Source organism: Terriglobia bacterium (assembly GCA_036496425.1).
Classification (GTDB): domain Bacteria; phylum Acidobacteriota; class Terriglobia; order 20CM-2-55-15; family 20CM-2-55-15; genus 20CM-2-55-15.
The window spans coordinates 1-9000 of record DASXLG010000224.1; the positions used below are offsets into that span (position 1 = coordinate 1).

Sequence of the window (9000 nt, forward strand, 5' to 3'; positions counted from 1 at the left end):
GGCGATCAACGCAGGATTGCTCCTCCGATCCTTTCTCGCGCTCACGGATGTGCCGCTCGGTTTCCGCCAGGATCATATTCTTGTGACCTATGCGCATGCTCCGGCGCGGGGTTCCATCTTTGAGCAATCGGGAATTGAAAACTATCTTCGGGCGGGTCAGGAATTGGATGACGTTGTAGGCCGGTTGAAGCATGTACCGGGAGTTCTTGCCGATGCCGCGGTGATGGGACTGCCAACAGGGCAATATAGTGCCGAAGGTTCATACGAGGTGGAAGGCAAGGACAGCTCGGGAGGCAATTTCCACCGGTTGCCGCATGCCGGATATCGATTGAGCGGACAAGGCTATTTCGCCACGATGGGCATCCGGCTTTTGCGCGGCCGCGATTTTAGGGACGGGGATTTGTATGGCCGCACGCCCGTTGCGATCATAAGCGAGTCAGTCGCTCACCAGAGTTTCGCAAACGAGGATCCTATCGGTCATCGTGTCCGGTGGGGGCTGGATCTGCCGGTGCAGTGGGCAACAATCGTCGGCGTCGTCAGCGACATCCGGCAGGATTCGCCGGCTTCCGCATTGGAAGCTCAACTGTACATGCCGCTCCGGCAACATCCTTACACTGCCAATGAAGTCCAGATCGTCATCCGAACGGACCGTGATCCTGAGTCCTTGATTCCCGCTGTTCGCGACACAGTGCGATCCGTGAACCCCGAGATCGCGACAAAGTTCACGACCATGGATGCATCCATTGGGGACTCGATCGCCGCTCCCCGCTTCCGGATGATCCTCGTCTCGATATTCGCTTCCATCGCACTGCTGCTCGCCGCGGCCGGAATGTATGCCGTGATGAGCTACGCGACGGCGCAACGGCTGCCGGAATTCGCAGTCCGCCTGGCGCTGGGAGCCGATTTCGGAGGTATCGCCGGTCTGGTTTTGCGCGGCGCCGCGTATTTAATCGTCATCGGCGTGGCGGCCGGCCTCGTTCTGGCCTTCGTAACGAACCGCGTTATCGCCTCGATGTTATTCGGAATCCATACTACCGACATTGTGACCTACGCCGCCGTCCTTCTCGCCGTTTTGCCCGCCGTTTTGCTGGCCGCCGCCATTCCGGCTCTTCGGGCGACTCGCGTCGACCCGATAACCGCCCTGCGCGCCGACTAAGAAGAAACCACAAGAGGCAATCCTCGTGGATGACGATAGGTAAAGCCTGCGGCGTTTTCGGGGAGATATATCGACTGAACAGCTCATTTTCGACACATTGTCGATTTGTTCCGGCCACGCAACAAACAAGTTGGAACAGAAGTTTCGAGATCACGGATTCAGCCGCGTTGTACGCGTTGCGACGACTTTTGAAGGTTTTTTGACCAGTAGGACATCGCCATCATGAGTCGATGCGATTGCGTTCTTGCGGAGCAGCGATAGCTGCAAACTCGCTTATACCTCTGCATCCGCAGCGATGAGCTTGAACAGCTGATTCCTCATCTTGTTAATTTCACCCGAATCATTGAGGGCTCGAGCCCTCAATTGAGCGCCAAGTGAAACGGACGAAACCAGATCTGCCAGCTCGATGCAGCTCACATCCTTGCGGAATTGTCCCCGTTTCTGTCCCGCCTTTAGAGTGCGGGCCAGCCAAGCGTTATGTGTTTCACAAAAGTTCGCGATTTTGGTACGGACCGCCCTTGAAAGCTTGCCCGCATCTTTACCCATCGAGGAAACAGGGCAAAGCATCCCTTCATCCGAGAACTTGATTAAGCCCTCAAAGTACGCGTTTACTTGAGCTTTGGGTTCAAACACGCTGATCGTCTCGGTCCAGTGGTTCAAGCCCTCGAAATAAAAGTCCATCAGGTAGAGCATCAATTCCTCTTTTGACTTGAAATGCTCATAAAGACTTCCTTTCTTAATCCCAATTTTGTCTGCGATGTCTTGAAAGCTGAATCCATCGTAACCAACGCGCTGAAAAAGATCCTTTGCTTCTTTAAGAGCTCGGGTCTTAGTGCTGTCGGTTTTCAAGAGTCCTCCTTTCTTTTTGCCCCTGAAAGCGTCATTTGCTTTAAACACGCATGGTAGGTTAAAACCTACCTAAGGATAGTCTAGACCTTTTAGTAGGTCGTTACAAGCTCGGCCTTTCGGATAGATCATAGGCGGTGGCGCTATAAGTGAATATTGCCTCATTATTACGGCCCCACAAAAAGTACCCTCAAATGTTGTCCGTTGCATTATGACCATTGAGTAGTATTACACTACTGTTAGGTAGTGTAATTAGATCAATTGATAAGGAGATAAAATATATGGACACCGCAAACAAGATCGCAAACGGCAAGCAACAGATCACCGTGCCGGCTGGCGAGCTCAAGTGGGAGCCTCTGGCTCCCGGCTCGCCCGTGAAGATGTGCGTGTTGTGGGGCGACTCCAAGAAAGGCCCCTTCGGCATGCTGCTGAAGCTCCCGGGCGGGTTCGACGGGGGCATGCACACTCACGCGACGGACTACCACGCGCTATGTGTGCAGGGGACCTGGATCCATACAGTCGAAGGCGACAGCCCGAAGGAACTGACACCGGGGTCGTACGTCATGCAGCCGGCCTGGCAGTTTCACGAGGACGGGTGCAAGGGTCCCGAAGACTGCATCGTCTACATCCACCAGTTCGGCGAGGCCGACTTCATTCGCCCGGCAAAGGAGCAATGACCTTCGCGAGCCAAGGGAGGCCTGTCCCACGCGATCCCGTCGGAGATCGGACGGGGTCGACAAGCCTGTTGCCTACGACCAAAACGCTGATATCCGGTCTACTTAAGGCCGGATTCTCAGACGATGATGGAAATGTAGGAAATGATTCAATGCCGCCTGCACATCGAAGGCAGGCTCTGAGAGAGGGAGGACTTTCATGCTGTCAGTTGGGATCATTATCGGCAGTACACGACCTGGCCGCAAAGCCGAGGTCGTTGCGAAGTGGGCTTATGAAATCGCGCGGAAGCGCAATGATGCCGTGTTTGAACTGGTCGACATCAAGGACTTCAACCTTCCGCTTCTTGATGAGCCCATGTCGCCGATGATGGGCAAGTACACCCATGACCACACAAAAAAGTGGGCGGCGAAGATTGTATCGTTCGATGCTTTCGTCTTTGTGACGCCGGAATACAACCACGCCACTTCCGGAGCACTCAAGAATGCAATCGATTTCCTTTACGCTGAGTGGATCAATAAGGCGGCCGGCTTCATTGCTTATGGCGCTACGGCAGGGGTGCGCGCTGTCGAAAATCTGCGCTTAGTGATGGCAGAACTTCAGGTCGCCACCGTCCGCGCACAGGTTGGACTGTCCCTCTTCACTGATTTTGAGAATTTCAACGTCTTTAAGCCCGTTCCCATGCAAGAAACTGCCGTGAATAGGATGCTCGACCAGGTCATCGCTTGGGGCGGAGCATTGAAAATGCTTAGAGAGAAACAAGTACCGAGCGCCATGTAGCCACGCCGTACATGGAAGTGCCGCGGCGCCCGTGCGCCTTACTAGCACAAGCCGAAAAGACTGATGGGTCCTCGAAAGTCGCCAAGGGTTTAGCAGTGCCGGTACGCGTGAACGTGAGTTGCTTTTGGCGTATCCTAAAGGCAGGAGTTGGAAGATGGCAAGCCTTGATTGGTCCCAATGCCCGGCCGTGGAAAGCATCCCTGGCAAAGTGAGCGGCGCGTGGGTACTGCGGGGAACTCGTATGCCCGTCGCAGCGATCTTCGAAAATATCGAAGCCGGGGCTAGCATCGACGACATCATGGAATGGTTCGACGGGCTTGATCGCGAACAGGTCAAGGCCGTTATCGAGTTCGCCGTCCGCAGTCTCGACAAAGAGCCCGCTTACGCTCCGTAGATGCGCATTATTTTTGATCAGGCGACGCCCGTTCCCATACGTCCATATCTCGAACAGCACACCGTCCGAACCGCGGCACAGCAAGGCTGGGATAAGCTCAGCAATGGCGAGTTATTGACTGCAGCGGAGGAAGCCGGTTTCGATATATTGCTGACCACCGACAAGAACATGCGTTACCAGCAGAATCTCGCAGGCCGTAAAATCGCGATTGTTGTTCTGGGACGGCAGCAATGGCCCCAACTTGAACCTCACATTCATCGCGTCGTCGAAGCCGTCAATGCGGCGAAACCCAGCAGTTACGTCGAAGTGGACATCCCCATCAAGTCAGTTTAGGAACACTCGCTGATTCCACAACGAGCTTCGATCCTTGCCGGATTACTCCCGCCTGGTCACCAAGCATTTAGGAATCCTGCGGCCAGGAGCGAGAATGGCGTTCGAAAGTTTGAATTCAGGTTGCGGACGTTTCGTGTTGCAGGCGTTCTTCGATCCACCGTTTAACCATCTGCTGATACTCGGCTACGCCCTCAGATTCGGCCAGCGTCTTCAAATTCTCCACCAAATTCGACGGCAACCTTAAAGAGCCGGGACTCCGGCGCCTCTCACGTGACATTCGCTCATCAAAATCTCGTGGGCTCATATTGTGGTATTGAGTCTCGATTTTGTGCCTTTGACTCTTAGGTAATTTGCCAAGTTGCTTTTTCATCGTTTTCTCTTCTTTTTCGGTTTCAACTCCCAACCGGTCATTATCCCGTTCATCTTGACTGTGCCAAGCTGACTTACTAAGATAGCTAGGCATGACTAAGCAAGACGCGCTTCAAGGTTCCCTTCCTCTTCTCGTTCTCAAGATTCTCGATCGCCGTGGACCGCTGCACGGTTACGGCATTACTGCTCAAATCGAGAGCTTCTCCGAGCACCTGCGAGTCGAGGAGGGTTCCCTTTATCCGGCTTTGCACCGAATGGAAGAGGCCGGTTTGATCAAGGCGAAGTGGAGTATGACCGAAAACAACCGCCGGGCCCGGATGTATGAAGTCACCGCGGCAGGCCGCAAGCAGCTCCAGCAGGACGAGCAGCGCTGGACAGCAGTCGCTGCGGCGATAGGACAAGTACTTAAGCGGGCATGATGGCAACATCGCGTCTTTAACGTTTATGTCCTGGATTTCTCGAATCACCAATGTCTTTCGTCGTGAACGGATCGCCACCGATCTGGACGAGGAGCTTCGCTTCCACGTCGACCAACGAACCGAGGAGTTCGTCCGCGATGGAATGCCGCGCGGCGAAGCCGAACTGAGGGCCCGCCGGCGATTAGGGAACGCTTTGCTTCTTCGCGAGTCGAGTTACGAGACAAAAGCAGCTGCCTGGCTCGACGCCACGCTACGCGATTTCCAGTTTGGTCTCCGCATGCTTCGTAAACACCCGGGATTCGCCGCAATGGGCACGATCATTTTGGCTTTGGGAATCGGAGCGACCACGGCGGTGTTCAGCATGATCAATGCGATGCTCTTGCGTCCGCTCCCGTATCCCAATTCCGATCGGCTGGTTTCGCTCTATGAACCCAATCCCCATATACCGGGTGTGCCGCTGGGAGCGTTCGGCCCCATGACCGGCGACTTCTTCGACTGGAAAAAGGAGAGCCGGTCATTCTCGAGCATGGCCTTGTTTACGACGGATTCAATGAACCTGGCGGTGAATAACAACGCCGTCCGCGTAAACGGGTCTCGAGTCACAGGAGATTTCTTTCAGCTTCTTGGGATATCACCGGCAATCGGCCGCGGCGTTGTGCCGGGCGACGACGATCCGGAAAAACCGGAGGTGGTGGTCATCAGTCACGCGCTCTGGCGGTCCCGCTTCGGCGGAGATCCTGATGTGCTGGGTAAGAAGCTGTTACTCAATGCAAGAACGTACCAGGTTATCGGAATCATGCCTGCGGGCTTTGCGTTTCCAAGCGTCGACGAGTGGTTCGATATGAACGGCGAGGGAGGCGAGGGAACGGATATCTGGGTGCCATGGGTGATGACTCCCGAAGAAAAAGCGTCGCGAAACAGCGGTTCCGACGTGTTCGGGATCGGGCGGTTGCGCCCGGGCGTGCCTTTGAGTCAGGCTCAAGCCGAGATAACCGCGATCGCGGCCCGGCTCGATTCCTTGCATTCCCAATTGCGGGATTGGGGAGCGGTGGTCGAGCCGATAAACGCCAATGTGATCAAGATGGCGCGCGCGCCCATGCTGATCTTCATGGGAGCGGTGGTTCTGGTCCTCCTGATTGCGTGCAGCAACGTTGCGAGTCTCATCCTTGCCCGCACGAACCGCAGGATGCAGGAAATGACGGTGCGCACGGCGCTGGGAGCGCCGCGAATGCGGCTGGTTCGCCAGTTGCTGGCGGAGTCGTTGTGCCTTGCCGGAGCCGGAGGGAGCCTGGGCCTGTTGGCCGCGTTTGGTGCAATGCGCGTTATCAGCCGCCTTGAACCCGAAATCCCGCGGCTCAACCAGGCATCGATCGACGGCCGCGTTCTGCTGGTCGCGGCCGTCGTGACTCTGGTGACGGCCTTGTTGTGTGGACTGTTTCCCGCGCTCTCGGCGTCACGGTGCAGGCTGGATCAGGTACTCAAAGGTCCCGGATCGCGCTCGATCAAAGGCGCCACCGGCCGCTTGCATCGCGGATTGATGGTCGCGGAAGTGGCGATTTCGTTCGTTCTGCTCGTGAGCTCCGGTTTGCTGATGCGCAGCTTCATCAGAGTTCAGTCGGTCGACAAGGGTTTCGTGCCGAACTCGGTGATCGCCGCTCATATCCAACTCGATCCGCGATACGACAGGACCGAACTTCAAACGGCATTCTTTCGAACGTTGGTGGAGAGAGCCAATGCACTTCCGGGCGTCACGGCGGCTGCGGCGATCGACCACCGGCCCTTTGGCGGTGGGGAAACCTTCAGCTTGGTGGAAGTGGATGGGGCCCCGTTTGACGAAAAGCAGTCCTTCGAATCCAGGGCTGTCACGCCCGGGTACTTCGAAGCGATGCACATCCCGCTGCTCGAAGGCACGGGGTTCACCGATCGCGACACACCGAACCGGCCGCCCGCTTTCCTCGTGAACCGCAGCTTTGCCGAAAAGTATTTCCCGGGCCAGACCGCCGCTGGAAAACGCTTCCGGTATCACAGCGGTAATGCTCACTCGGAGTGGTTTACGATCCGCGGCGTCGTCGGAGATGTGCATTACATGAGGTTGGGAACCAGCCCGCCTCCGCAGCTCTACCAATGTTTATGCCAAAGCGGCGCCGACGCGGCATATGTACTGACTCGGACCAGTCTTCCTGCGGATCGCATGGGTTCGGATCTAGGCAAACTGGTTCGCGGCATCGATCCGGCCCTGGCAGTCGCCGACGTGCACACGATGAGTGAGCTGGCTTCGGACGCCGCTTTAGAGCAGCGAATTCCCACAGCGATCATGGGTGGATTTGGCGGCGTCGCTCTGTTTTTGTCGCTCGTGGGTCTGTATGGTTTGATGACCTGCTTCGTCCAGCAGAGAACAGCCGAAATCGGAATCCGGATGGCTCTGGGCGCCCAGCGCCGCAGCGTCATGCGCATGGTCCTCCAGCAAGGGTCGAAACTGGCGTTCAGCGGGATCGCGATCGGTTTGATCTGCGCCTGGGGCGCAACCCGGTTTCTCACAGACTTATTGTTTGAAATCAAAGCGACGGATGCGCCGACATTTCTCGTGGTTGCCGCCCTGTTTGGTGGCGTCTCGATACTTGCCTGTTATGTGCCTGCGCGGCGTGCCACGCGGATCGATCCAATGACGGCGTTACGGTATGAATGATTTTCTGATTCGAGCCATCAGCTTCATCCTCTTGATGCCTTGCGGGACATTTGCAGCGGATTTGGTCTTCTCCGGCAACCTGCAGAGAGTGACTCCGGCATCGATGACTGTCAGGCTTGATGATGGCGGGTTGATTGACGCACGCCTGGCGAAGTCCGGGTCCCTCGCGCCGGGAGCAATCACGCGGTATCAGCTTGGCGACCGCATGCAAATCACGTGCACGCCTTCTTTTGAACTGAAGAAGATTCAATATCTGCGGCCTGCGTCGGCGGAAGAATTGTCCCAGGTTGTGACCTCCTTATCCTGGCGCCGGGAAAAGAATCTTTTGAAACATCCAGATCCGCCTGCTCAGGCAGACCGTGGTCCAGCCGCGGCACAATCCGAATTTGAGCGCGCGCGGCAAGCAGGACTGGAGCGTGCGATGAATCTTCCGAGCTTCGTAGCAGACGAAGTGGCCAGGCGCTGGACCGCCCGACCAAGCAATCCGGCGGCATCGAAACTCGTGGATACCATTGAATCCGAGATCACCATCAAGAACGGCGAGGCAGCCCGTCAAAACATTCGAATCAACGGAAGGCCCTGGAAAAAGGCCGGTGATCCCATCACCTGGAGCCCCGATTTCGGAACCGAACTCAAAGAGGTGTTTGACGTCGAGTGTCCCAACACGTTCGACTTTCAAGGGCACGAAGAAGTCCGCGGGAGACAGCTTTTGGTCTACGGGTTCAGTTCTCCGCCTGATGGGTGTTTCGGCTATGATGTCGTTAACGGCAAACGATACATCCCGGCGAGGAAAGGTCGAATACTGATCGAAGAACAGACAGGCAATTTGCTTCAGTACGAAGAAGAAGCCAGCCAATTTCCGCCTGGATTCCCCTTCAGTTCGACCCGCGAAGTGACCCGCTGGGACTACCTGAAATCCGGTGTCGCCACGTATCTGGTTCCCATGGGCTACGAGTTGTTTTTTACCTTTTCCTCAGGCGACCAGTGGCACATCAGTGCGGAATTCAAGAATCACCGGCATTTTCAATCCTCCGTGAATCTCACCTTTCAGCCGGAACAGTAGACCGTATAACTGTCGTTGAAACAACGCCCGAGGTGCGCAACGGGCCAAGGCGTGGCGATGAGGCAGAAACTGGTGAAAGGCTGAGCATTTCCAGTAACTTCCGGGGAATTCGGCTTCGGGCGCGGTGTTTTGCAAGCAGACGCGGTGTTTTGTAAGCGGGCGCGATGTTTTGTAAGCGGACGCGATGTTTTGTAAGCGGGCGCGATGTTTTGTAAGCGGGCGCGATGTTTTGTAAGCGGGCGCGATGTTTTGTAAGCGGGCGCGATGTTTTGTAAGCAGGCG

10 protein-coding genes are annotated in these 9000 nt (G+C 56.1%); 8 read left to right on the forward strand and 2 right to left on the reverse strand.

The features are described 5' to 3' along the window. Positions 1-1156: ABC transporter permease (locus tag VGK48_16155; protein ID HEY2382708.1), on the forward strand; the 1156-nt coding region annotated here is incomplete at its 5' end. A 273-nt stretch (positions 1157-1429) separates the two neighbouring features. On the opposite strand, the gene VGK48_16160 is transcribed toward VGK48_16155, so the two are convergent. Beyond that, complete coding sequence (locus tag VGK48_16160; protein ID HEY2382709.1) at positions 1430-2005, reverse strand: TetR/AcrR family transcriptional regulator; 576 nt, start codon at positions 2003-2005, stop codon at positions 1430-1432. A 278-nt stretch (positions 2006-2283) separates the two neighbouring features. On the opposite strand from VGK48_16160, the gene VGK48_16165 reads away from it, so the two are divergent. The 4 genes from VGK48_16165 to VGK48_16180 all read left to right on the forward strand — a co-directional run bounded on the left by VGK48_16165 (position 2284) and on the right by VGK48_16180 (position 4181). Next, a complete protein-coding gene (locus tag VGK48_16165) occupies positions 2284-2679 on the forward strand; it encodes a DUF4437 domain-containing protein (GenBank protein HEY2382710.1) in 396 nt (131 codons plus the stop codon). Positions 2680-2875: 196 nt separating this feature from the next. Next, entirely contained in the window at positions 2876-3454 is a 579-nt protein-coding gene (locus VGK48_16170) for an NAD(P)H-dependent oxidoreductase (GenBank protein HEY2382711.1), read from the forward strand. 154 nt (positions 3455-3608) lie between these two features. Next, the gene (locus VGK48_16175) at positions 3609-3848 is read left to right on the forward strand and encodes a DUF433 domain-containing protein (protein ID HEY2382712.1); all 240 of its coding nucleotides are present in this window, start codon (positions 3609-3611) and stop codon (positions 3846-3848) included. After that, positions 3849-4181 (forward strand): hypothetical protein, encoded by a 333-nt coding sequence (locus VGK48_16180; protein ID HEY2382713.1) that lies wholly within the window; start codon positions 3849-3851, stop codon positions 4179-4181. 115 nt (positions 4182-4296) lie between these two features. Here VGK48_16180 and VGK48_16185 read toward each other — a convergent pair whose 3' ends face one another. Next, the gene (locus VGK48_16185) at positions 4297-4644 is read right to left on the reverse strand and encodes a hypothetical protein (protein ID HEY2382714.1); all 348 of its coding nucleotides are present in this window, start codon (positions 4642-4644) and stop codon (positions 4297-4299) included. On the opposite strand from VGK48_16185, the gene VGK48_16190 reads away from it, so the two are divergent. Genes VGK48_16190 through VGK48_16200 form a run of 3 tightly spaced genes read left to right on the forward strand, consistent with a single transcriptional unit; the run spans position 4643 to position 8718 of the window. After that, positions 4643-4969 carry a PadR family transcriptional regulator gene (locus tag VGK48_16190; GenBank protein HEY2382715.1) on the forward strand — a complete coding sequence of 109 codons (327 nt, stop codon included), beginning with the start codon at positions 4643-4645 and terminating at the stop codon, positions 4967-4969. The two genes, VGK48_16185 and VGK48_16190, sit on opposite strands and share 2 nt — an antisense overlap. Positions 4970-4994: 25 nt before the next feature. Next, positions 4995-7655, forward strand: coding sequence for an ABC transporter permease (locus VGK48_16195; protein ID HEY2382716.1), 2661 nt, complete (start codon positions 4995-4997; stop codon positions 7653-7655). Further along, positions 7648-8718: a hypothetical protein gene (locus VGK48_16200; protein HEY2382717.1), complete on the forward strand. Its 1071-nt coding sequence runs from the start codon at positions 7648-7650 to the stop codon at positions 8716-8718. Before VGK48_16195 ends, VGK48_16200 begins: the two co-directional genes overlap by 8 nt. Positions 8719-9000 lie beyond the last annotated feature (282 nt).